This is a genomic window from Telluria sp. AC161, assembly GCF_979258535.1.
In genome coordinates this window covers 1891650-1913936 of sequence record NZ_OZ409861.1, presented here as the reverse complement: position 1 = coordinate 1913936, position 22287 = coordinate 1891650, and the positions used below count along the sequence as shown (strand labels likewise).

Genomic DNA, 22287 nt, shown 5'->3' with positions numbered 1-22287 from the left:
GGCAAGAAGTGTCACCGCAGGCTGGCCGGCGCGTCGGCGTAGAACGCGCGGTAGCTGGCGTAGTCGGCCTGGCTGGCCGCGACGAACGACAGCGGCACCGGCGCGTGGATCAGCGCGCCCGATTCGGCGAGCACGCGCTTGCCTTCCGGGTCGGTGTGCATCGTGAGGAAGGCATTGGCGACGGCGCGCACCTGGTCGGCCGGCACCCGTGGCGAGGCCATCAGCGCGAGATCATTGAATGGGGCCGAACTCCACAGCACGCGAAACGCGCTGCCTTCGCGGCCGCTCCAGTTCGCCACCAGCTGCGAATTTGCACCGACGGCCTTGACCATGCCTGCGAACAGCTGCGTGAACGCGGCGTCGTGATTGCCCGCGAACACGACGTTCACAGGAATGTCCGCGCGCAGCAACTGCGCATAGGTGACCTTGTAGGCAACCAGCGCTTCCGGGCCGGGAAAGCTGACGGCAGCGCCGGCAAGTTCACGGATATCCTTGATCGGCGAGTCGGCCGGCACGACGATCTGCCCATGCACGGGCGGCGAGTTGCGCCTTCCGAACACGGTCCACCGCATCTTGTCGCGCTCTGGACTGAACAGGTGATTGGTAAAAGCAAAATCCACCTCACGGGCCAGGACGAAGCTGGTCGTGTCTGCCGACGTACGGCCCAGCTTGAGCTTCATGCAGACCTTGCTGCGGGCCGACACGTAGCTGATGATCGGATTCCAGAAGCTGGCCGAGACCTGAACATTGAATTGGTTTACCGGTGAAAAGTTGTAGCAAGCCGGCGGTGCGGCGCTGGCCGATTGCGTGACGAGAAGGGCGCCAGCCAGCAGGGACAGATGCAGATTCATGGTTGTGCGATCGTGAGAACAGGATGAAATACGGCCACGTCCCGTGTACCGGGCTGGGCTCCGTGATGTCGTGCCATGCGGCAGACAAGCCGGGCGCGCGGTAGCGATCGGGGCAAGTGCCAGCGTCGCCATCCGTCGATGGATGCGCGAACTGGTCACTGTAGCGCGGGCCGTTGGGGCACACGCGTGTCGGCTGTAAAGATCATACCATCAGCAAAGATTGCTGGCTGGAATGCAATGTTGTATTCGGTAATGCGAACGGTTCATGGCCTGTGCAGGCTGCCAAAAACAACAACGGCCCCGAAGGGCCGTTGTGTTACTGCCAGCAAGTGCCGGGCAGATCAGTCACGAATTTCCAGCTTGCGGTTGAGGCTCAGCGCAGCCAGCGTGGCCACGGCTGCCGACAGAAGGTACAGGCTGACATAGCCAAGACCGAAGTTGGCCGACAGACCCAGGGCGACCAGCGGGGCGAACGCCGCGCCAACCAGCCATGCCAGATCCGACGTCAGCGCCGCACCGGTGTAGCGGAAGTGCTTCTGGAAGTTCGACGTCGTGGCGCCCGCTGCCTGGCCATACGACAGGCCCAGCAGGGTGAAGCCAACCAGGATGAAGGTGTTCTGGCCAGCGGTGCCGCCATCGATCAGCGATGGCACGAAGACCGAGAACAGCGCGATCAGTGCGGCCAGCGTGCCGAGCGTCGTGCGGCGACCGACCTTGTCGGCGATATAGCCCGAGGCCAGGATGCCCAGCGCGGCAAGCACAGCGCCGGCCATCTGGACCAGCAGGAACGACTCGACCGGACGGGTATCGTACAACTGGATCCACGACAGCGGGAACACGGTGACCAGGTGGAACAGCGCGTAGCTGGCCAGTGCGGTCATGGCGCCGATGACGATGTTGGTGCCCTGATTACGCATCAGTTCGCCGACCGGGGCAGGCGTCATGTGGTTGGTGTCGAGCAGGCGTGCATACTCGGTGGTCGAGACCAGACGCAGGCGGGCGAACAGGCCGACGACGTTGATGGCGAAGGCGACGAAGAACGGGAAGCGCCAGCCCCAGGTCAGGAAGTCTTCCTGCGACAGGTTGCCGATCAGATAAGCGAACACGCCGGCGGCGATGACGAAGCCAAGCGGCGCGCTCAGCTGACCCAGCATCGCGTACCAGCCGCGCTTGCCTTCAGGTGCCGACAGGGCCAGCAGCGATGGCAGGCCATCCCACGAACCGCCCTGGGCGATACCCTGGCCGATGCGCAGCAGCGCCAACATCACGATGGCGGCACCGCCGATTTCGCTGTAGCTCGGGAGCAGGGCGATGACAACGGTGCAGGTACCCATCATGAACAGGGCAATCAACAGTTTCATGTCGAGGCTCCAGCGTTTCTGGATCCACATGAAGAGCAGGGTGCCAAACGGACGCGCGATGAAAGCGAACGCAAAAATGACAAAGGCGTACAGTGTGCCTTCGAGGCGATCGGCAAACGGGAAGAAGATCGACGGGAACACCAGCACCGAAGCGATGGCATACACGAAGAATTCGAAGTACTCCGCCGAACGACCGACAATGACGCCGACGGCGATATCGCCGGGCGAGATGTGCTCGTCGCGGGCGTTGATGTTACGTGCGCCGCTGTTTGGGCTCGTGATTGGAGCGGCGTCGTCGCTGCCGTGGGTAGTGCTGTGCATGGTTAATTCTCCAAAAGTCGTGTCGCGGTCGCCACTATTGTGGGTAACACTATTGTTAAAATTGCATTATGGCAAAGGGTGGGACAAACTGTCCAATGTTCTTTGACGACCGTTGGCAGTACAGTAGCACGCTCTCCCTCCATGTAACGTTAGATACCTAGCATGATTCCACAAATTGTCCGCCGCGGACTGCCATTACTTCTTCTTGCAGCGCTTGCTGGCTGCAATACCGTCGTAATGAATCCCACCGGCGATATAGCAAAGCAGCAGGCCGATCTGATCGTCATATCGGTTCTATTAATGTTGATCATCATCATTCCGGTGATGCTGTTGGTCGTCTGGTTCGCCTGGCGCTACCGCAAGGGCGCCAACGCGGCCTACGAACCTGACTGGGACCATTCGACCAAGCTCGAACTGATCATCTGGGGCGCACCGCTCCTGATCATCATCGTGCTGGGCCTGATTACCTGGGTCAGTACCCACAAGCTCGACCCGTATCGTCCGCTCGACCGCATCGATGCCAACCGGCCGCTCGCCGCGTCGGTCAAGCCACTCGAAGTGCAAGTGGTGGCGCTGGACTGGAAATGGCTGTTCATTTATCCGGAACAGGGCATTGCATCGGTTAACCATCTGGTGACCCCGATCGACGTGCCGGTGCGCTTCAAGATCACGTCGTCGACCGTGATGAACACGTTCTACATCCCGACCCTGGCTGGCATGATCTACGCGATGCCGGGCATGGAGACGGAACTGAACGCGGTGCTGAACAAGACCGGCGATTATCGCGGCCTCTCGGCCAACTTCAGCGGCGACGGTTTCTCGCACATGAAGTTTGCCTACAAGGGCGTGACGCAGGCCGATTTCGACACCTGGGTCAAGGAAATGAAGACCGGTACCGAAGTGCTCGACCGCGCTGACTACATGGTGCTCGAAAAACCGACCGCCAAGGAGCCGGTGCGCCACTACGCACAGGTCGAGCCCGCGCTGTTCAACCGCATCCTGAACCGCTGCGTTGCTGAAGGCACCATGTGCATGAACCAGCAAATGCACGAGGATCACAAGCGCAACGAAATGGCCGCGGCCATCCGCCAGCTGCCGAAGGATGGCAAGTCCATGCTGGCTGAGGCGCTGGAAATGTGCGTCGCCCCTTTTAACACTGTGAAGAAGTAACCATGCAAGACACTTTCGACTTGACGAAGTTTATCTTCGGTCGGCTTGGCTGGGACGCGATTCCCTTCCATGAGCCGATCCTGCTTGCTACCTTCGCAGGTGTGATCGTAGGCGGTATTGCCCTCGTGGGCATCCTGACCTACTTCCGCCTGTGGGGCTCCTTGTGGAAAGACTGGATCACCAGTATCGACCACAAGAAAATCGGCATCATGTACATGATCCTCGGTCTGGTCATGCTGCTGCGCGGCTTTGCCGACGCCCTGATGATGCGTACCCAGCAGGCGCTCGCCTTTGGCGACAACGCCGGCTTCCTGCCGCCGCACCACTACGACCAGGTCTTCACCGCCCACGGCGTGATCATGATCTTCTTCGTGGCGATGCCGTTCGTGACGGGCCTGATGAACTACGTGGTGCCACTGCAGATCGGTGCGCGCGACGTGGCCTTCCCGTTCCTGAATAACTTCTCGTTCTGGATGACCACGATGGGCGCCGTGCTGATCATGGCATCCCTGTTCGTCGGTGAATTCGCACGTACCGGCTGGCTCGCGTATCCGCCGCTGTCGGGCATCCTGGCCAGTCCGGGGGTGGGCGTCGACTACTACATCTGGTCATTGCAGATCGCGGGTGTCGGTACCTTGCTGTCCGGCGTGAACCTGATCGTCACCATCATCAAGATGCGCGCACCGGGCATGGGCCTGATGAAGATGCCAGTCTTCGTCTGGACCTCGCTGTGCACCAACATCCTGATCGTCGTGACCTTCCCGATCCTGACCGCCGTGCTGGCGATGCTGGGCATGGACCGCCTGTTCGACACCGCGTTCTTCACGAACGACCGTGGCGGCAACGCGATGATGTACGTGAACCTGATCTGGATCTGGGGTCACCCTGAGGTCTACATCCTGATCCTGCCAGCGTTCGGTATCTTCTCCGAAGTGGTCTCGACCTTCTGCGGCAAGCGCCTGTTCGGCTACACCTCGATGGTCTACGCGACCTGCGTCATCATGGTGCTGTCGTACCTGGTCTGGCTGCACCACTTCTTCACGATGGGTTCGGGCGCCAGTGTCAATGCGTTCTTCGGTATCACGACGATGATCATCTCGATCCCGACCGGCGCGAAGCTCTTCAACTGGCTGTTTACCATGTACCGCGGCCAGATCCGCTTCGAACTGCCAATGATGTGGACGATTTCGTTCATGCTGACCTTCACCATCGGTGGCATGACCGGCGTGATGCTGGCGATTCCTGCGGCCGACTTCGTGCTGCACAACTCGCTGTTCCTGATCGCTCACTTCCACAACGTGATTATCGGTGGCGTGGTGTTCGGTATCTTCGCGGGTCTGAACTACTGGTTCCCGAAAGCGTTTGGCTACAAGCTCGACAAATTCTGGGGCACCGTGTCGTTCTGGCTCTGGTCGATCGGTTTCTGGGTTGCGTTCACGCCACCGTACATCCTGGGCTTCATGGGCTACACCCGCCGCGTGAGTCACTTCGATGACATGTCGGTCCAGTGGCTGTTCCAGATTTCGTTCCTGGGCACCCTGATGATCGCTGGTGGTATCGGCGCGCTGCTGATGCAACTGTATGTCAGCTTCCGTGACCGCAACACCGCACGTCTGCGCGATTTCACGGGCGATCCGTGGGATGGCCGTACGCTGGAATGGTCGACCTCGTCGCCACCGCCGGACTACAACTTCGCGTTCACGCCGGTGGTGCACGACAACGACACCTTCGCCGACATGAAGAAGAACGGTTACCAGCGTCCGCTCGCCGATTTCGTCGCGATCCACATGCCCAAGAACACCTGGGCCGGTTTCGTGATCTCGGCACTGGCGTGCGCGGTCGGCTTTGCCATCATCTGGCATATGTGGGCCCTGGTCATCGGTGCGTTCATCGTCCTGCTCGGTACGATCATTGCCCATACCTTCAACTACAAACGCGATTTCTACATTCCGGCCGAAGAAGTCCTGAAGACCGAAACCGCACGTACTCGTATGCTGGAAAGCCATGTCTGACATTAAAGCAACCATGACAGGCGGGATGACACCCGCCGAAGTGACCGCGCGCTACATGGCGCGGGAGCACCACCCGGAGCAGGGCACGTTGCTCGGCTTCTGGCTCTACCTGATGAGCGACTGCCTGCTGTTCGCATCGCTCTTCGCTGCCTACGCCGTGCTGGGCCGCAACTACGCGGGCGGCCCGACCGGCGCCGAGCTGTTCGAACTGCCGCTGATCGCGCTCAACACCGGCTTCCTGCTGGTGTCGTCGATCACCTTCGGCATGGCCATGATCTCGGCGCAAGCCAAGAACGTGGGCAAGACCAAGCTGTGGCTGGTCGTCACGGGCCTCCTGGGCGTGGCGTTCCTGTCGCTGGAAATCTATGAATTCCAGCACCTGATCCACCTGGGCGCCGGCCCACAGCGCTCGGGCTTCCTGACCGCGTTCTTCTCGCTGGTCGGTACCCACGGCCTGCACGTGCTGTTCGGTATCGTGTGGCTGGTGACCCTGTTCGTGCAGCTGTCCAAGCACGGCATGACGCCGGAAAACTTCCGTCGCCTGGCCTGCCTGTCGCTGTTCTGGCACTTCCTGGATCTGGTCTGGATCTTTGTGTTTACCTTTGTCTACCTGATGGGAGTGCTGCCATGAGCGATCATCATAACGAGCACGACCATGGTCATCATGGTCATGACAGCTACCAGATCCACTACAGTGGCAAGGATTATGCGATCGGCTTCGCGCTGTCGCTGATCCTCACCGCGATTCCGTTCTGGCTGGTGATGGGCAATGTGCTGGCCCCGGAAACGACCCGCTGGGTCATCCTCGGCTTCGCCGCAGTTCAGCTGGTGGTCCAGATGATCTACTTCCTTCACTTGAATTCGAAGGCAGAAGGCGGCTGGAACATGATGGCGCTGATCCTGACCCTCGTGCTGCTGGTCATTGTGATGTCGGGCTCGATCTGGGTCATGCACCACATGAACACCAACATGATGCCGGGCATGGGTGCTGAAAACACCTCCGACATGACCTGACCGTGGTAATGCACGTGCAGCAGCCGCCGACCCTGTCGGCGCAGGATCAGCCCCCGCCACGGCGTTCGCCCTTCGTGCGACGCCTGGTGGCGGTGCTGGCCTTGCTGCTGCTCGTGCTGTTTGCAGTTCTGGGGACCTGGCAGGTGTTTCGCCTGCAATGGAAACTGGACCTGATCGAACGCGTCGATGCACGTGTTCATGCGGCGCCTGCTGCGCTTCCTCCGGTAGCGCAGTGGCCGCAGATTTCCAAAGAATCCGACGAATACCGGGCCGTTGCCCTGTCGGGTCACTATCTCTACCAATACACTGCACCCGTCCAGGCGCTGTCCGAGCTGGGCGCGGGCTTCTGGCTGCTCACGCCGTTCTGCACGGACGAGGGCCACATCGTGTTTGTCAACCGCGGCTTCATCCCGTCGTCGGGCGATATCGCCACCCGCTTCCCTGCGCGCACGGCCGGGCCTGACGCCTGCGCAGCCCCGGGCGAGCCGGTGCAGCTGACCGGTTTGCTGCGTATCAGCGAACCCAAAGGCGGCTTCCTGCGCGACAACGACCCTGCCGGCAACCGCTGGTACTCGCGCGACGTCATCGCCTTGACCGCGGCGCGCGGGTTCGATCCGGCCCGCACGGCGCCGTTTTTCGTCGATGCCGGCAAGAACCAGGATCCGGCAGGCGCCCCCGAGCGCGCCGTCGGCGGCCTGACCGTCATTTCGTTCCCAAATAATCACCTCGTGTATGCGCTGACTTGGTATGCTCTCGCCCTCATGGTGGCCGCAGCCTGGTGGTGGGTGGCCCGCTACGAGGCGAAGCGCTCCCGCGACGCCAACGATTAACGTCCCGCCCGCGTTGCCGCGCACGGGGCACTGAACGGACGGGTTTCGATGCAATCTCCGCTGGATTTCTTCGCCCGGGCGGCGCGCACGTCGCCGTCGGCGGCGGCTGCGAACGTGGAATTCGCCGCCGGCCACAAGAACATGCTGCAGCTGATCGAGCTGCGCTGGATCGCCGTCATCGGCCAGGTCACCACCATCGCCGTCGCGATCCTGCTGTTCGGGATCGCGCTGCCGCTGGTGCACATGCTGCAGGTGCTCTCGTGCCTGATCGCCTTCAATATCGCCAGCCACCTGCGCTGGCACGAACGCCGGCCGGTCTCGAACGGCGAGATGTTCATGGCCATTCTGGTCGACGTCTCGAGCCTGACCGTGCTGCTGTACCTGTCCGGCGGCACCACCAATCCGTTTGCGTTTCTGTACCTGCTGCAGGTCATCGTCTCGGCCGTGCTGCTCGAGGTGCTGTGGACCTGGAGCATCGTCGTCATCACGATCACCTGCATGGCGGGACTGGCGGCGTTTGCCGAGCCGCTCCCGCTGCCGTTCGACCATGAGCGCGGCATCGGCAGCCTGTATGTCCAGGGCTTGCTGGTCTGCTTCGCGCTCAATGCCGGTCTGCTGGTGCTGTTCGTCTCGCGCATCTCGAACAATGTGCGCGACAAGGCGACCCAACTGGCGGCGCTGCGTCAGAGCGCAACCGAAGAAGAACACATCGTGCGCATGGGCCTGCTTGCCAGCGGCGCCGCGCATGAACTGGGCACGCCGCTGTCGACGGTGTCGGTGATCCTGGGCGACTGGAAGCGCATGCCCGCGTTTCGTGACGACGCCGAGCTGCTGGGCGAGCTGACCGAGATGCAGACCCAGCTCAAACGCTGCAAGTCGATCGTCAGTGGCATCCTGCTTTCGGCCGGCGAAGCGCGCGGCGAATCGGCCGAACGCACGACGGTGCGGGGCTTTCTCGATGGCCTGGTCGAACGCTGGCAGGCCAGCCGCCCGGTGCGCGCTTTCACGTACAATAACCGCATCGCCGACGACTGGCCGGTGGCAAGCGACTCGGCGCTGCGCCAGACGGTCGACAACCTGCTCGACAATGCGCTGGAAGCCTCGCCCGACTGGGTCTGCTTCGATGCGCACATCGACGAGCGTACGCTGGTGCTGTCCGTGCTCGACCGTGGTCCCGGCTTCGCGCCCAGCATGCTGGCGCAATTCGGCAAACCGTACCAGTCCACCAAGGGCAAGCCCGGCGGTGGTCTGGGGTTGTTTCTGGCCGTGAACGTCGTGCGCAAACTCGGCGGCACGGTGACGGCGACCAACCGGCCGGAGGGTGGCGCCGTGGTCAGGCTGCGGCTGCCGATGTCGGCCATTGAACTGGAAGAGGAACTGAACGATGCCGAACCCTGAGCCGCTGCTGCTCATCATCGAAGACGACGAAGCCTTCGCCCGCACGCTGAGCCGTTCATTCGAGCGGCGCGGTTACCGCGTGCTGGGCGCCACCGGCCACGATGAAGCCGCTGCCATCCTGGCGCAGCATAACCCCGGCTACGCCGTGGTCGACCTGAAACTCAAGGGCCAGACCTCGGGCCTGGCCTGCGTGCAACTGCTGCACGAGCACGACCCCGACATGCTCATCGTGGTGCTGACGGGCTTTGCCAGCATTGCCACGGCGGTCGAAGCGATCAAGCTGGGCGCCGTTCAGTACCTGGCCAAGCCATCGGATGCCGACGATATCGAAGCGGCGTTCGGGCACATTGCCGGCAGCGCCGAAATCGAGGTCACCAACCGCTCGACGTCGATCAAGACGCTGGAGTGGGAGCGCATCCACGCCGTGCTGGCCGAGACCGATTTCAATATTTCCGAGGCCGCGCGCCGGCTGGGCATGCACCGCCGCACACTGGCGCGCAAGCTCGAGAAGCAGCGGGTGAAGTGATCATGCGCGGGTTCATCATTGGTGTTGCGCTGTTGCTGGGAACGGGGGCCGAGACGCTGGCGGCACCCGCATCGGCACCGGCGCAGGCCCAGGTCGATGCCGGCCGCAGGCTGTTCGCGCGCTGTACCAACTGTCATGAGGTTGGCGCGGGCGCCCGCAATGGCTTCGGGCCGCAATTGAACGGGATCGTGGGCCGCAAGGCGGGCAGCGCCCCTGCGTATGCCTACTCGCCGGCGTTGAAGCAGGCCGGTTTTGTCTGGAACGAGCAGAAGCTGGTGGCGTTCATTCGCGACAGCGAAAAGGTCGTGCCAGGTAACAAGATGCGCTTTCTCAGCTTCATGAGCGAGAAGCAGGCGTCCGATATTGTGGCGTATCTGCGCACGCAGGGGGCGGTGGCTGCGTCGCCAGCGCCGAAAAGATAGCAAGGCTGGGTTTGGCGCAGCCTTGCCGGTACCACGATGATTACCTGGCCTGGCGCCGCTTGCGCGATGCCAGCAGAACACCCAGGCCGCCGAGCAGCAGTGCAGCGCTGGCTGGTTCCGGCACGTCGACGGGTGGTTCAGGCAAAGCGTCCAGATCCGTGACCGTCAGCGAATATCTGCCACTGCCCAGGTACTCGGTCAGTGCAAACGTGCCCAGGCGGAAGGTCGGGCTGTCTTCCGAACCCGTGTAGAGCTGGAAGCCATCTGTGCTCAACAGCAGGTTATTGCCGTAGAAGTCGAGGATTTCCATGCCGCCACCGATGGCCTCGTTATAAAAGGTCAAGTCCACGACGTCTTCAGACGAGCCGGGGAAATTACCCGCGACGTCCCACAGGATGAAGCCTTCACCGTCACCAAACAGATCCGACGAGACAGTCGAATTTAATTGCCAGCTCGCCGCGTAGTCGCCGGTCAGCTGGAACTGATACAGCGCTGCATTGGCCACGCCAGCGGAAAACAGCATGGCGGCAAGGGCGACATTCCTCAGGTTCTTGATCAGTTTCACAAAGCACTCCGTTCTATTAAAGGATGGATGAACATTCACGTGACATCGAATTCCGAACATTGCTGTTGCGATATCCAATAAGCACGGACCGTGCCTGTTCAAAATCTTCAATACCAACAAGTACTTAAGTCAATCTACCTCGAATCGTGTCACACACTTGTAAGATTGGTCGACAAGGTCCGCGCATCGAATAGGCTCAACAGCGCCTCCATCTGCACCGGCTTGTTCAGATGGTGGTCAATTCGCGCATCGACCGAGCGCTGGCGCGACTCGGCATCGCTCCAGCCCGTCAGCGCGACAATGAAAGTCGTGTCGTCGAGCAAGCCTTGCGCGCGTGCAGCGATGGCGACCTCGTAGCCGGACATGTCGGGTAAGCCAATGTCGAGCAACAAGACACGATAGCGATGCTGCGCCAGCGCGGCCAGGGCGGCGGCGCCGGTATGGGCGATGTGCACATCGAAACCGTGCAGTGCGAGCAGCGCCTGCAACAACTCGGCGGCATCCACGTTGTCGTCCACGACCAGCACCGACGGCGCCTGCCGGGGCGCTTCGACCTTTGCTGTCGTCGGCGCGGCAATAGCCGCCGCGTGTACTTCGGTACTCAGGGGCAGGGCGATCTCGAACGATGCGCCGCGGCCATGACCGTCGCTGTGCGCGGTGAGCGTGCCGCCGTGGCGCAGGACCAGGTCGCGCGTCAGCGCCAGGCCGATACCCAGGCCACTGTTGCCATCGTTACCACTGCGGCCTTCCTGCGTGAACATGTCGAACAGGCGCGGGAGCATGTCCGGCGAAATGCCGCGGCCCGTATCCGTGACCCGGATGCGGGCCATGCCGTCGGCCGCGGTGCTGATGTAGAGATGGATGTCGCCCTGATTGCCCGAGAACTTGAAGGCGTTGTGCAACAGGTTCGACACGCACTGGGCGATGCGGGTGCTGTCGACGTCCACGGGAATCGGTTGCGGCGGCAACGTCAACTGGAAGTTGGCGGCCGATTGTTCGATCATCGGCGCGCTCGTTTCCAGCGCGCTGGCGATCACGTCACGCAGGTCGGCTGGCGCGACCTGCAGTGTCAGCTTGGCGGAATGGATACGCGACGCGTCGAGCAGATCGTCGACCAGCCGCGTCAGTTGCAGCCCCTGGCGCGTGATGATGGCCGCGGCGCGGGCCAGCGGTTCGTCATTGCCCGCGCGCATGGCGATCAGCTGGGCTGCCGACAGGATCGGCGCCAGCGGATTGCGCAGCTCGTGCGCCAGCATTGCGATGAAGACGTCTTTTTGCCGGTTCGCTTCGCTCAGCTCGGCCTGGCGCGCCACCAGCGCATCTTCGCTTTCGCGCAAGCGGGTGCCGGTCGTGCGCAGCTTGCGCATGGCCAGGTTCATGCGCTCGATGACGAGGCAGTCCACGACCAGGATCGACGCGAAAAACACCAGCGCGATCAGGTCGCTGTGCGCCATGGCGGCCGGCGCCAGGCGCGGGCCCATGAAGAATGCCCAGGCCGCCCAGGTACTCAGGAACGCAGTCAGCAGGCCCGGCCCGAGACCGGCCAGGTAGGCCGCCAGCAGTACCGCAGGGAAGAACGACAGGAACGGGAACCCGCGCGCCGGCAGGATGTCCACCAGCATGAAGCGGGCGGCCAGCGCCACGACGAACAGGAACAGCGCGAACAGATAGCGCAGTGCGAGCGGCGCCGCGCCGTCACGCCAGGTGCCGCCGGAAAACTGGGGTTGCATAGTCAGGATGGAGTAGGGATTGCGACGCCGGGGAGGGGGCGTCGCTTGAAGGGGTGATTATAAACAGTAATGCACGGCAAGTTCACGAAGAAAGCTTGCTCAGTGTAAATGCAGCAAGAAAACCCGCGGCGACGATCAGACCGGCAAAATCGTGGGTTTCGTCGAAGGCCTCGGGGATCATCGTATCGACCACCATCGCCAGCACGCCCCCGGCCGCCACCGCCGTGGTTGCCGCCAGCATTTCAGGCGGAAACTGGTGAAACAGCGTGAAGCCCGCCGTGGCCGCCAGGCCCGAGGCGAGGGCAATCGCCGCCCAGATGCCCATAATGTACCCGGTCGAATGGCCGGCGCGCTTCATGCCCGCAGCGCTGGACAATCCTTCCGGCAGGTTCGACAGAAATACGGCCGCCACCATCGCCATGCTGACGCCCTGGCCGCCCAGCAGCGACAGGCCGATGACGATCGACTCGGGAATCCCGTCCAGCAGGGCGCCGATGGCAATGGCCGTGCCGCTGGCTTTGGCCTTGGGATCGGCGCCCTCCTGCGGTGTCGAGCGTTTGCGGTGCTTGGCGCCCTTGCGCGCCAGCAGCCAGTTGGCGCCCGTATAGATGCCTGCGCCGACCACGAACCCGGCGGCCGTCGAGGCAAGCCCGCCGGTCTCGAGCGCTTCATCCATTAGTTCGAACGACAGCGCCGAGATCAGCACGCCGCTGCCAAACGCCATGATGGCCGCGACCAGACGCTTGGGCACGGCATAGCGCACCCCGATCCCGGCGCCCAGCATCAGCGCGCCGCCTGCCAACAATCCCCATCCACCTGCCTGCAACCAGCCTGCTATTTCCATACCTGTTCCTGTCGTGTTCGCGTGTGCGGCGCCCTCCTGTGTCCATTGGCACAAATAAGGTTGCCTTGATTATACTTTTCGGGCAAGATAGGGACGTGGCAAGTGGGTCGTTCGACCACCTTGCCCCGATCAGCGAAGAGGCGGTCAGCGCCGCTTCTTTTCGTCCCCCGCATTCGTCGGGGGGCTTTTTTTTTCCCGTGTTTCTCGATTGGTCCTGTCAAGACTGGCCGAGCGGAATCTTGCCCGCCGCCTCATCGGCATCGAGTTGTGCAATCAATGTGCCCAAGTCCTGTTCAAGCCGCAGCAGCGTCGATTCATCGAGCGTGGCAAGGGCATTGGGCAGCACGCCGGCAAGGGGCGCCGGGGCGCGGCGCAGCACTTCCTGACCCGCCGGCAGCACGCGCAGCGCGACGCTGCGCCGGTCCGTACCTTCGCGCGCTGCAGTCACATAGCCGCGCTCGACCAGGCCGCGTACCAGATTGCTGGCAGTGGACTGGTGGATATCGAGCGCGCGGCTCAGGCTGGTGGCGCCGATGCCGGGCTGGCTGTCGATCACCGACAGCGCCCAGACCTGGGCGCCGCCCAGCCCCGATTCGTGTTCGAGCTGGCGAAAATGGGTCTTGACCGCATTGAAGACGATACGGAATTGACGCAGCACGCGTTGGGGCGGCGCGTCGGGCGGCAAGGGCTGGGAAGGGGCTTGGGGTTCGGACGACATGCGCGAGATGATAATGCAAGCGTTGTCAAAACACATCATCGCACGCAGATTCTTGTGCGGCAATGCCGTATCAACGCTGCGCCCGGGCCTCGCGTTCTGCGCTAGCATCCCCTGTATGTACAGCGTATCCGCCCGCCGCTCATTGGGTACCGGACGCGGCCTGTCGAAGGCCGCGGTGGTCACCTGTCTGCTCGGACTGATGCTGACCGCAGCGCTGTGCGGCGTCGTGCGCACGTTGGAGACCGAGCGCGCCAACGCCGAATTTGCACAGCGCGCCGGCGTGCGCGTGGCCGCAGTGACGCAGGCTTTTTCCAAAGCCGTCGATGCGGCGCGTGCCGTCAATCTGTTTTTCCGCGCGTCGCACCATATCTCGCGCGAGGAATTCGATGCGTTTGCGCTGCCGCTGGTAGCGAATCACGGTTACCTGAAGGCGATCGTGTTCCAGCGCTTCGTCAGCGCTGCCGAGCGCCCGGCATTCGAAGCCGAACGCCGGGCCTTCTGGCCAGACTTCCAGATCCGTGAACGCGTGGCGGGTGGCGCTGCAGGGCTGGTGCGGGCCGGCGAGCGCCCCCTTTATCTGGTCAACGATTACGTGACGCCCATCCTGGGCAACGCGATCGCGTTCGGCAGTGACGTATGGTCGCATCCGCCGCTGCGCCGTGTCAGCCAGGCGGCGATCGATGCAGGCGCACCGGTCGCCAGTCCGCTCGTCACGCTGCTGCAGGGCGGCGGTGGGCGCCGCGGCATCCTGATCACCGTGCCGGTCTACCGGGGCAACGAGCGCCCCGCGGACGTATTTGCGCGTCGTGCCGCCGTGATCGGCCATACCGAGGTCGTGATCGATGTCGCGCTGCTGGTGGGTGGCACACTGCATGCGGTACGCCTGCTGGATGACAATGCCGTGGGGCTGTCGCTGGAGGGGCCGGACGTCGATGGCCAGGTCGTGACGGCCTACCGGCATGGCCCCGCCGCGCGCACCGGCGGCTGGCTTTCCCGTATAGGCGACGGCGACACGCTGAGGCATGTCGAATCGGTCGACATCGCCGGCAGCCATTGGCAGGTCGTGGTCGAGGAGCAGTCGCAGGCGTTCGGGCGCCACGCGGGAGAGCTGGTGACGCTGGCGCTGGGCCTGATCCTGAGCGCGGCGACCGCGACTCTCGTGCAGCAGCGCGTGGCGCGCACGCGCCGCATCGAAGCGCTGGTCAGGCAGCGCACCGCCGCGCTCGAGCGGGCCACCGGCTCGCTGCGCGTCTACGAGCGGGCGATGGCGTCCAGCGCCAATCCGATCCTGCTGGTCGATGCGCGTGCACCGGGGTACCCGATCGGCTACGCCAATCCGGCCTGCGAGCGCACCTTCGGCTACGCGCCGCAGGAACTGGCCGGCCAGCCGCTCGCGCTCCTGCTCGGGCCGGACATCGAGCAGCCGTCGGTGCAGGTACTGTGCGCGTCGCTGCGCCAGCAGCGCGAAGAAAACGCGCACGTGACGATGCACGCGCGCGACGGCGCCGAACTGATCACCGATGTTTACGTCGCCCCTGTGCGCCGCGCAGACGGCAAGGTCGGCCATTTCGTCGTGACCGTCTACGATGTCACCACCGCCAAGCGCTACGAGGCCGAACTCGAGCGCCATGCCCGTTACGATACGTTGACGGGCCTGGCCAACCGCGCGCTGCTGGCCGACCGTATCGAGCGCGCGACTGCCGCCGCCGCGAGCGGCATGCCGGTGTGGGTCGTGCTGCTCGACGTCGACCACTTCAAGCTGATCAACGATACGCTGGGCCGCGCTGCCGGCGACGCGGCGCTGCGCCTGCTGGCCACGCGCATCAAGCGCACGCTGCCCCCGCTCGACACGGCGGCGCGTGTCGGTGGCGACGACTTCGTGCTGGTGCTGTGCGGCTGCAGCGATGAACGCCAGGCCGCCACGCGCATCCGGCAGGTGCGCGATGCGGTAGCCGAACCATTGCAACTCCGCGACCAGCACCTGGTGCTCGGCTGCAGCGCCGGTGTGGCGGCCTGGCCGGCCGATGGCGCCGACGCCGACACGCTGGTCAAGCATGCCGAAATCGCGATGTACCGCGCCAAGTCGGACGGCCGCAATGGGGTCCAGTTCTACGCACCGCACATGAATGCGCAGGCATTCGACCGGCTGGCGCTGGAAAGCGCGCTGCGGCGCGCGCTGCACGAGCAGCAGTTCACGCTGCATTTCCAGCCGCAGATCGACCTGGCCACCGGCCGCGTCGTGGGCACCGAGGCGCTGATCCGCTGGCGCCACCCGCTGCTGGGCACGATTCAGCCGGAGCGTTTCATCGGCCTGGCCGAAGAGACGGGCCTGATCGTGCCGATCGGCGCATGGGTGCTGCAGACGGCGTGCCGCCAGAACCGGCAGTGGCAACGCAGCGGGCTGGGGCCGCTGCGCATCGCCGTGAACCTGTCGGCGCGCCAGCTGGCCGAGCCCGGCCTGCTGGACAGCGTCGAGCGTGTGCTGCAGGACACCGGCCTGCCGCCGGCGTCGCTCGAGATCGAGCTGACCGAAAGCATGATGATGGGCGACATCGAGTCCGCCATCCACACGATGGCATGCTTCAAGCGCATGGGCGTGAAACTGTCGATCGACGATTTCGGCACCGGCTACTCCAGCCTGCAATACCTGAAGCGCCTGCCCGTCGACGTGCTCAAGATCGACCGCTCGTTCGTGCAGGACATGGTGGGCAGCGCCGACGGCGCGGCGCTGGTCGACGCCATTATCTCGCTGGCCCACGGCCTGCGCATGCACGTCATTGCCGAAGGCGTCGAGACGATTGCGCAGCTCGACTTTCTGCGCGGCGCCGGGTGCGACTCGGTGCAGGGCCACGTCTACAGCCGGCCGCAGACGGGGGAGCGGATCGAGGTGCTGCTGCGCGCCGGCCACATCGAGCCGAGGACCAGCACCGCGTGACGCCTGGTGCAACGGCGTGCCGGGTGCAGGCCATCGGTCGGCTATACTTGCCGAATTGACAGATTGAGCAGGCAGGGATAGCGCGTGGACCAACAGCAGAACGATGACAACACGGGCAGCACGCCTGCGCCGACCTTCCAGCAACGCTTGCAACGCCTCGTCCGGCGTGGTTTCACCGGGGCCCGGACCGGGGCCGGCGCGCTCAGGTCCGGCGCGCAGCAGCGCCTGCACGGGCGGCCGATGCCGGTCAAGCTGGCGCTGATCGCCTTGTGGACAATGGCGGCCGGGCTGATGGCGATCTTCGCCTGGCTGTTGGTGCTGATACCGCTGACGCCCGGCATCGACGACCTGGAACAGGCGAGCCAGGCGCGCCCGACCGTGATCCTCGATGCGGGCGGCAAGTCGCTCGGCACCTTTGAACAGGGGCTGCAGGAGCGCGTCAAGCTGTCGCAGGTCTCGCCCCATGTCGTCAAGGCACTGATCTCGACCGAAGACCACCGCTTCTACGATCACCACGGCATCGACTTCCGGCGCGTGGGCGGCGCCCTGTGGTCGAGCGTGAAAGGCACCCCGCAGGGCGGTTCGACGATCACGCAGCAACTGGCGCGCAATATGTTCCCGCAAGAGATCGGCCGGGCGCGCAGCATCAACCGCAAGATGAAGGAACTGATCACCGCGATCAAGATCGAGAACACCTACAGCAAGACGCAGATTCTCGAGGCCTACCTGAACACGGTGCCGTTCCTGTACAACGCCTACGGCATCGAAATGGCCGCGCGCACCTATTTCAACAAGCCGGCGTCCAAACTCGATGTGCTCGAGTCGGCCACGCTGGTGGGCATGCTCAAGGGCACGCATTACTACAACCCGGTCGCCAATCCGGTGCGCTCGCTGGCGCGCCGCAACGTCGTGCTGGGCCAGATGCGCAAGCACGGCGCGTTCGACGAGCGGCGCTATGCGGCGCTGATCAAACGCCCGCTGCGCCTGCGCTTTGCGCGCCTGCCGGACCGCAGCGGCAAGGACAACCATTTCAGCGCTTATGTGCGCAAGTGGCTGCTCGACTGGGCCGACGAAAACGATGTCAATCTGCAGCTCGACGGGCTGGTCGTGCGCACCACGCTCGACACCGCGCTGCAGGCGGACGCCGAGCGCGCCGTCAAGCGCCAGGCCGACATGCTGCAGGCCATTGCCGACGTCGAATGGGCGAACCCGAATGTGCCGCGCTCGACGTCCGGCGGCATGTACACGTCGATGCGGCGCAATGTCGATCCGTTCTCGTACTACTGGATCACGCACGGGCGCGAGCTCGACGCGTTCGTGCGCGAGACGGGCGCGTACCGTAATGCCGTCGAAGGCGGCGAAGCGCCGGCCGATGCACTCAAGCGCATCAAGGCCGACCGCAGTTTCATGGCCGACCTGAAAAGCGCCAAGTCGCGCCTGGAAGCTGGCTTTGTCGCAATCGATCCGGCCACCGGCGAGGTCAAAGCCTGGGTCGGCAGCCGCGACTTCGAGCATGATCAGTTCGACCACGTGGCCCAGGCCGCACGCCAGCCGGGCTCGACGTTCAAGCCGATCGTCTATGGCGCCGCGCTCGAACGGGGCATCCCGCAGGACCAGATGTACCGCGACGTCGTGCAGTCCTTCCGCGGCGCGAATGGCAGCGTCTGGAAACCGACCGACATGAGCGGCAACACGGGTCGCGCGATGTCGATGCGCGAGGGTCTGATCTTCTCGAAAAACACGATCACCGCGCAGGTGAGCCAGGAAGTGGGCCTGCAACCGATCATCGACCTGGCCCAGCGCCTGGGCATCCGTCAAAGCAAGCTCGAAGCCGTACCGGCGCTGGCGCTGGGCACCAGCCCGGTCACGCTGCTGGAAATGGTCAGCAGCTATGCGACCATCGCCGCGCAGGGCGAATACCGCAAGCCGATTTTTGTCCGCCGCATCGAAGACCGCGACGGCAACGTGATTGCCGATTTCGGCGGCAGCGCGCCCGAGCGCGCCATGTCGCAGCAGTCGGCCCTGACCCTGATCGACATGCTGCGCGGCGTCGTCACGCGCGGCACGGGCGCCGGCGTGCGCAGCCGTTTCGGTATCTATGGCGACGTTGCCGGCAAGACCGGCACCACCCAGAACAATACCGATGGCTGGTTCATCATGATGCATCCGAACCTGGTGGCGGGCGCCTGGGTGGGGTTCAACGACAACCGCGTGGCCATCCGCAGCACCTATTGGGGGCAGGGCGGCCACAACGCGGCGCTGCTGGTGGGCGACTTCTTCCGCGGCGCGTTCGATGCAAAACGCCTCGATGCGGCAGCCTTGCTCCCGGGTGGCAAACGGCCGGAGCCGCGCCGCTACGAAGAAGAAGCGCCAGAGGAAGAGATGTTCGAGGAAGCCCCGATCGAACTGGCGCCGGGATCGCGCGCCGATCAGCTGGATATCCTGCAGCAGCCGGTCCAGATCCAGCAGGAAGAGGCGATCGAGGTCACCGATCCGCCGCCGCAGCAGGAGCAGCAGCAGCCAGCGCCTAGCGGCCAGATACCGCCGGCGCCGATTCCTTAGCCGTCGTCTCGGCGGCTGGCTCGGCGCGCAGCAGCGGGTACGGGTTGATGGCGCCGCCCGTCTCATAGATGCCGTAGTGCAGGTGTGGCGGCGTGCCTTTCGCATTGCCTGTGTTGCCGACGTAGCCAAGCACGCGGCCGGCCTCGATGCGCATGCCAGCCTCAACGTCGGCATAACGGTCCAGGTGCGCATAATAATGGCGCTGGCCACCCGGCCCCGTGACCCAGACCACCAGGCCGCCAAGGCGGTTGGTGCCGACCTGCGCGACGATGCCTTCGGTGCTCGATAACACCGGCGTGCCGCGTTTGGCGAAGATGTCAATGCCCTCGTGCTTGCGGCCTTCGCTGCGCGCGCCGCCCCAGGTGTCACGCAGCGCGCGGACCGCAACGCCGTCAACGGGCACGGGCAGCGCCGTGGGCTTGGGCATCGACGCCAGGCGCATCGTGTACAGCGCCCGTTCGATGGTGGGTTCCAGCAGGGCGTAGCCCAGGATCAGGATGACGGCAACCACGAGGGCGCGCAGGAAGATTCGCATGGTGGTCTCGTATTGACAAGGTGATATCAATCAGGTGGGGACACTTTGGCAGATTCCCAGCCTGCAGGGCGGGTCATCCTTTGCAGATGCGATATTCTGGGCGCCTACAACCTCTGGAAAGAACCACTATGCGCGCAAGCCTTTGCCTCCTGTCCGTCAGCCTCGCCCTGGGCGCCTGCTCCAGCATGCCTTCAACTGCGCCTGCAAATTCTCCCTCGACCGCACCCGCGACGGCTATCGCAACACCCACGCTGGCCGGCACCAGCTGGCGCCTGGCGTCGTTCCAGGCGAACGACGATGGCAGCCAGGCGCTGCGGCCCGGTACCCCGGATGGCTTCACGCTGTCGTTCGGCCAGGATGGCCGCCTGGCCGTCAAGCTCGATTGCAATCGCGGCAACGGTCCGTGGCAGGCTGTGGCCACCGATGCGACGGGCGGCACCTTGAGCCTGGGGCCGGTCGCAACGACCCGCGCGATGTGTCCGCCCGATGCGGTGGGTTTGCGCCTGGCGCAGGATCTGCCGGCACTGCGCACGTGGCGCCTGCAGGACAATCGCCTGCACACGGGTTTGCCGGCCGACGCTGGTGTCTATGTGTGGGAACGCATCACGCCGTAGCCGGCACGCGCACGACGAAGCAACTGCCTTTGCCTGGCCCATCGCTATGCACGGCGACGGTGCCGCCGTGCAGGGCGGTGAGTTGCTTGACCAGCGCCAGGCCCAGGCCCAGGCCACCCTGGCCGCGGTCGATGCTCGTCGGCCCCTGCACCAGCACGTCGAAGATCAGCGGATGCAGTTCGGGAGCGATGCCCACGCCGGTGTCGCTGACGCTGATCGCTACCTGATCCCCGTCGCGCCAGACACGCACGTCGACGCGGCCGCCTTTCGGCGTGTACTTGATGGCGTTGTGCAGCAGGTTGTCGACCACCTGTTCCAGGCGCGTGCGGTCGCCATCGACCCAGGCGTCCGGTTCTGTCTCGATGCTCCAGGCGTGGGCGTCGGCATCGACCAGCGCCTTGGCTTCGGCACTGCTGCGCACGACCTGCGCGACATCGATGCGGGCACGGTGCAGCACGATCTTGCCTGACAGGATGCGCTGCACGTCGAGCAGGTCGTCGACAATGCAGGTCAGGTGGCGCATCTGGCGCCGGCTGATGTCGCGTGCATTGGCTGCGACCTGCGGCTTGAGGTTGGGCATGTCCAGCACCGACATCGCGCCCGAGATCGCCGCCAGCGGGTTGCGCAGTTCGTGGCCCAGCATGGCAAGAAAATCATCCTTGGCCCGGCTCTGGGCCTCGGCAAGGCGGCGCGCGCGCTGCTCGCTGACCAGCAACTGCTCGCGTTCGTCCTGCAGCGACTTGCGCACCTGGCTTTCACTGGACAGCGCTTCGCTGGTGCGGGCCAGGCCTTCGACCAATGCATCGACTTCCTCGACCCGGGTGCGGGCGGGCAGGGCGATGGCGCCGTCGGCCAAGAGCGTGACAGCCGCTGCTGCCTGGCTCAGCGCCCGCTCGAGGGTCCGCCCGAGGTACAAGACGATGGCAACGGCCAGGCCCAGCAGCAGTACCAGCACGAGCGCCGCATACCAGGTTGCCGTGCGCGCGGCGGCCTCGATCTGCGCCACCGGCACGCCGATGACGATGGTCCAGTCGCTGCTTTTTGAACGCGTGAACACGCCGTAGACATCGCGCCCATCCTGCGTCACATGGCGAAACACGCCGTGGTTCGCGGCGCGCGTGGCGGCCAGGAAGTCCGCGCCCATCGGCTGGCCGAGCGTGTCCGACCCGCGGTTGCGCATGATGGCCAGCCCGTTGCGATCGAAGATCCCGACCTTCCAGTCGGCGCCAATGGCATCGTGGCGCAGGATGCGCTCGAAGAAGCGCACGTCGAAGATCTGGCTGACGATGTTGTACTGGCCATCCTCCAGCGGCGCGGGCACGCTTACGGCTACCGCCGGGCGCCCTGAAAATTCGTCGATGAAATAGCCCGAAACCAGGGTGCCGCCGGCGGGCGATACCTGGCTTGCCCAGTCGCGGGTCTTCGACAGCATTCTGGTGTCGACCGGCGCTTGTGTGGTGAACAGTTCGCGGCCTTTGCTGTCGTACAGCACGGTCCAGGATTGGGAATTGTTGCTGTTCGTGCTCGAGGTCCAGCGATGCAGGCGGGCATAGTCTTGCTGGCGCATGCCTTCCGAATAGGCGACAGCGCGCAGCGACGCTTCGGCGGCGGCGATCTCGCGGTCGATCTGGAAGGCAGTGGCGCGGGCCATCTCGCGCACGCTGCGCAGGCGCGATTCGCGTTCCCAGTCAAGCAGCATGGACAGGCCGATCCATGAGGCGATTGCCACGGGTAGCAAGATCGCCCCTGCCATCAGGAACAGGTAAGTGCGGGTTTTCATCGATAGTCGGCGACGGGCGCGACAAGAAGGCGGGATGCAGCAGATGCTGTGCGCCGTGCCGGGTAAGCGCGTATTGTACTTAAGTTAATAGTTGGCTGC

The 22287-nt window shown here is 64.3% G+C and carries 19 protein-coding genes; 11 read left to right on the top strand and 8 right to left on the bottom strand.

The window, feature by feature from the left end; all coding sequences use genetic code 11:
• Positions 1-11 precede the first annotated feature (11 nt).
• Both ACZ0AJ_RS08625 and ACZ0AJ_RS08620 read right to left on the bottom strand, forming a co-directional pair.
• Positions 12-851 (bottom strand): phosphate/phosphite/phosphonate ABC transporter substrate-binding protein, encoded by an 840-nt coding sequence (locus ACZ0AJ_RS08625; protein WP_499453898.1) that lies wholly within the window; start codon positions 849-851, stop codon positions 12-14.
• Positions 852-1192: 341 nt separating this feature from the next.
• Positions 1193-2533, bottom strand: coding sequence for an MFS transporter (locus ACZ0AJ_RS08620; RefSeq protein WP_258834234.1), 1341 nt, complete (start codon positions 2531-2533; stop codon positions 1193-1195).
• Positions 2534-2695: 162 nt separating this feature from the next.
• Here ACZ0AJ_RS08620 and cyoA point away from each other — a divergent pair, with 162 nt between their 5' ends.
• Genes cyoA through ACZ0AJ_RS08580 form a run of 8 tightly spaced genes read left to right on the top strand, consistent with a single transcriptional unit; the run spans position 2696 to position 9905 of the window.
• Positions 2696-3703 carry a ubiquinol oxidase subunit II gene (gene cyoA / locus ACZ0AJ_RS08615; RefSeq protein WP_183552478.1) on the top strand — a complete coding sequence of 336 codons (1008 nt, stop codon included), beginning with the start codon at positions 2696-2698 and terminating at the stop codon, positions 3701-3703.
• 2 nt (positions 3704-3705) lie between these two features.
• A complete protein-coding gene (cyoB, locus tag ACZ0AJ_RS08610; protein ID WP_258834232.1) occupies positions 3706-5715 on the top strand; it encodes a cytochrome o ubiquinol oxidase subunit I in 2010 nt (669 codons plus the stop codon).
• Entirely contained in the window at positions 5708-6346 is a 639-nt protein-coding gene (cyoC, locus tag ACZ0AJ_RS08605) for a cytochrome o ubiquinol oxidase subunit III (RefSeq protein WP_499453896.1), read from the top strand. The genes cyoB and cyoC overlap by 8 nt, the downstream gene beginning before the upstream one ends.
• Complete coding sequence (cyoD, locus tag ACZ0AJ_RS08600) at positions 6343-6729, top strand: cytochrome o ubiquinol oxidase subunit IV (RefSeq protein ID WP_258834230.1); 387 nt, start codon at positions 6343-6345, stop codon at positions 6727-6729. Before cyoC ends, cyoD begins: the two co-directional genes overlap by 4 nt.
• An 8-nt stretch (positions 6730-6737) precedes the next feature.
• Entirely contained in the window at positions 6738-7559 is an 822-nt protein-coding gene (locus ACZ0AJ_RS08595) for an SURF1 family protein (protein WP_499454530.1), read from the top strand.
• A 48-nt stretch (positions 7560-7607) separates the two neighbouring features.
• On the top strand, positions 7608-8957 hold the full coding sequence (locus ACZ0AJ_RS08590) for an ATP-binding protein (protein ID WP_499453895.1): 1350 nt from the start codon (positions 7608-7610) through the stop codon (positions 8955-8957).
• Positions 8944-9483 carry a response regulator transcription factor gene (locus ACZ0AJ_RS08585; RefSeq protein WP_343026973.1) on the top strand — a complete coding sequence of 180 codons (540 nt, stop codon included), beginning with the start codon at positions 8944-8946 and terminating at the stop codon, positions 9481-9483. Before ACZ0AJ_RS08590 ends, ACZ0AJ_RS08585 begins: the two co-directional genes overlap by 14 nt.
• A gap of 2 nt (positions 9484-9485) precedes the next feature.
• The gene (locus ACZ0AJ_RS08580) at positions 9486-9905 is read left to right on the top strand and encodes a c-type cytochrome (RefSeq protein WP_499453892.1); all 420 of its coding nucleotides are present in this window, start codon (positions 9486-9488) and stop codon (positions 9903-9905) included.
• Between the two features lie 40 nt (positions 9906-9945).
• Here ACZ0AJ_RS08580 and ACZ0AJ_RS08575 read toward each other — a convergent pair whose 3' ends face one another.
• From ACZ0AJ_RS08575 to ACZ0AJ_RS08560, 4 genes are all read right to left on the bottom strand, one after another.
• Entirely contained in the window at positions 9946-10470 is a 525-nt protein-coding gene (locus tag ACZ0AJ_RS08575) for a PEP-CTERM sorting domain-containing protein (protein ID WP_499453891.1), read from the bottom strand.
• A gap of 149 nt (positions 10471-10619) precedes the next feature.
• Positions 10620-12200 (bottom strand): ATP-binding response regulator, encoded by a 1581-nt coding sequence (locus ACZ0AJ_RS08570; protein WP_499454527.1) that lies wholly within the window; start codon positions 12198-12200, stop codon positions 10620-10622.
• Between the two features lie 82 nt (positions 12201-12282).
• Positions 12283-13044: a ZIP family metal transporter gene (locus ACZ0AJ_RS08565; RefSeq protein ID WP_499453887.1), complete on the bottom strand. Its 762-nt coding sequence runs from the start codon at positions 13042-13044 to the stop codon at positions 12283-12285.
• 217 nt (positions 13045-13261) lie between these two features.
• Entirely contained in the window at positions 13262-13762 is a 501-nt protein-coding gene (locus tag ACZ0AJ_RS08560; protein ID WP_499453886.1) for a MarR family winged helix-turn-helix transcriptional regulator, read from the bottom strand.
• A 115-nt stretch (positions 13763-13877) separates the two neighbouring features.
• Here ACZ0AJ_RS08560 and ACZ0AJ_RS08555 point away from each other — a divergent pair, with 115 nt between their 5' ends.
• Together ACZ0AJ_RS08555 and ACZ0AJ_RS08550 are read left to right on the top strand one after the other, a co-directional pair.
• Positions 13878-16697, top strand: coding sequence for a bifunctional diguanylate cyclase/phosphodiesterase (locus ACZ0AJ_RS08555; protein ID WP_499454524.1), 2820 nt, complete (start codon positions 13878-13880; stop codon positions 16695-16697).
• Positions 16698-16781: 84 nt separating this feature from the next.
• Complete coding sequence (locus ACZ0AJ_RS08550; RefSeq protein ID WP_499454522.1) at positions 16782-19259, top strand: penicillin-binding protein 1A; 2478 nt, start codon at positions 16782-16784, stop codon at positions 19257-19259.
• Here the strand turns inward: ACZ0AJ_RS08550 and ACZ0AJ_RS08545 are convergent.
• On the bottom strand, positions 19225-19794 hold the full coding sequence (locus tag ACZ0AJ_RS08545) for a M23 family metallopeptidase (RefSeq protein ID WP_499453880.1): 570 nt from the start codon (positions 19792-19794) through the stop codon (positions 19225-19227). The two genes, ACZ0AJ_RS08550 and ACZ0AJ_RS08545, sit on opposite strands and share 35 nt — an antisense overlap.
• A gap of 128 nt (positions 19795-19922) precedes the next feature.
• Between ACZ0AJ_RS08545 and ACZ0AJ_RS08540 the strand changes: the two genes are divergently transcribed.
• Entirely contained in the window at positions 19923-20408 is a 486-nt protein-coding gene (locus ACZ0AJ_RS08540; protein ID WP_499453879.1) for an META domain-containing protein, read from the top strand.
• On the opposite strand, the gene ACZ0AJ_RS08535 is transcribed toward ACZ0AJ_RS08540, so the two are convergent.
• Positions 20398-22188 carry an ATP-binding protein gene (locus tag ACZ0AJ_RS08535; protein ID WP_499453877.1) on the bottom strand — a complete coding sequence of 597 codons (1791 nt, stop codon included), beginning with the start codon at positions 22186-22188 and terminating at the stop codon, positions 20398-20400. The genes ACZ0AJ_RS08540 and ACZ0AJ_RS08535 overlap by 11 nt on opposite strands.
• Between the last annotated feature and the right edge of the window lie 99 nt (positions 22189-22287).

Bases quoted from the DNA above. Each gene is read 5' to 3' on its own strand.
- ACZ0AJ_RS08625 (WP_499453898.1), bottom strand. From the start codon at position 851: ATGAATCTGCATCTGTCCCTGCTGGCTGGCGCCCTTCTCGTCACGCAA.
- ACZ0AJ_RS08620 (WP_258834234.1), bottom strand. From the start codon at position 2,533: ATGCACAGCACTACCCACGGCAGCGACGACGCCGCTCCAATCACGAGC.
- cyoA (WP_183552478.1), top strand. From the start codon at position 2,696: ATGATTCCACAAATTGTCCGCCGCGGACTGCCATTACTTCTTCTTGCA.
- cyoB (WP_258834232.1), top strand. From the start codon at position 3,706: ATGCAAGACACTTTCGACTTGACGAAGTTTATCTTCGGTCGGCTTGGC.
- cyoC (WP_499453896.1), top strand. From the start codon at position 5,708: ATGTCTGACATTAAAGCAACCATGACAGGCGGGATGACACCCGCCGAA.
- cyoD (WP_258834230.1), top strand. From the start codon at position 6,343: ATGAGCGATCATCATAACGAGCACGACCATGGTCATCATGGTCATGAC.
- ACZ0AJ_RS08595 (WP_499454530.1), top strand. From the start codon at position 6,738: ATGCACGTGCAGCAGCCGCCGACCCTGTCGGCGCAGGATCAGCCCCCG.
- ACZ0AJ_RS08590 (WP_499453895.1), top strand. From the start codon at position 7,608: ATGCAATCTCCGCTGGATTTCTTCGCCCGGGCGGCGCGCACGTCGCCG.
- ACZ0AJ_RS08585 (WP_343026973.1), top strand. From the start codon at position 8,944: ATGCCGAACCCTGAGCCGCTGCTGCTCATCATCGAAGACGACGAAGCC.
- ACZ0AJ_RS08580 (WP_499453892.1), top strand. From the start codon at position 9,486: ATGCGCGGGTTCATCATTGGTGTTGCGCTGTTGCTGGGAACGGGGGCC.
- ACZ0AJ_RS08570 (WP_499454527.1), bottom strand. From the start codon at position 12,200: ATGCAACCCCAGTTTTCCGGCGGCACCTGGCGTGACGGCGCGGCGCCG.
- ACZ0AJ_RS08565 (WP_499453887.1), bottom strand. From the start codon at position 13,044: ATGGAAATAGCAGGCTGGTTGCAGGCAGGTGGATGGGGATTGTTGGCA.
- ACZ0AJ_RS08560 (WP_499453886.1), bottom strand. From the start codon at position 13,762: ATGTCGTCCGAACCCCAAGCCCCTTCCCAGCCCTTGCCGCCCGACGCG.
- ACZ0AJ_RS08555 (WP_499454524.1), top strand. From the start codon at position 13,878: ATGTACAGCGTATCCGCCCGCCGCTCATTGGGTACCGGACGCGGCCTG.
- ACZ0AJ_RS08545 (WP_499453880.1), bottom strand. From the start codon at position 19,794: ATGCGAATCTTCCTGCGCGCCCTCGTGGTTGCCGTCATCCTGATCCTG.
- ACZ0AJ_RS08540 (WP_499453879.1), top strand. From the start codon at position 19,923: ATGCGCGCAAGCCTTTGCCTCCTGTCCGTCAGCCTCGCCCTGGGCGCC.
- ACZ0AJ_RS08535 (WP_499453877.1), bottom strand. From the start codon at position 22,188: ATGAAAACCCGCACTTACCTGTTCCTGATGGCAGGGGCGATCTTGCTA.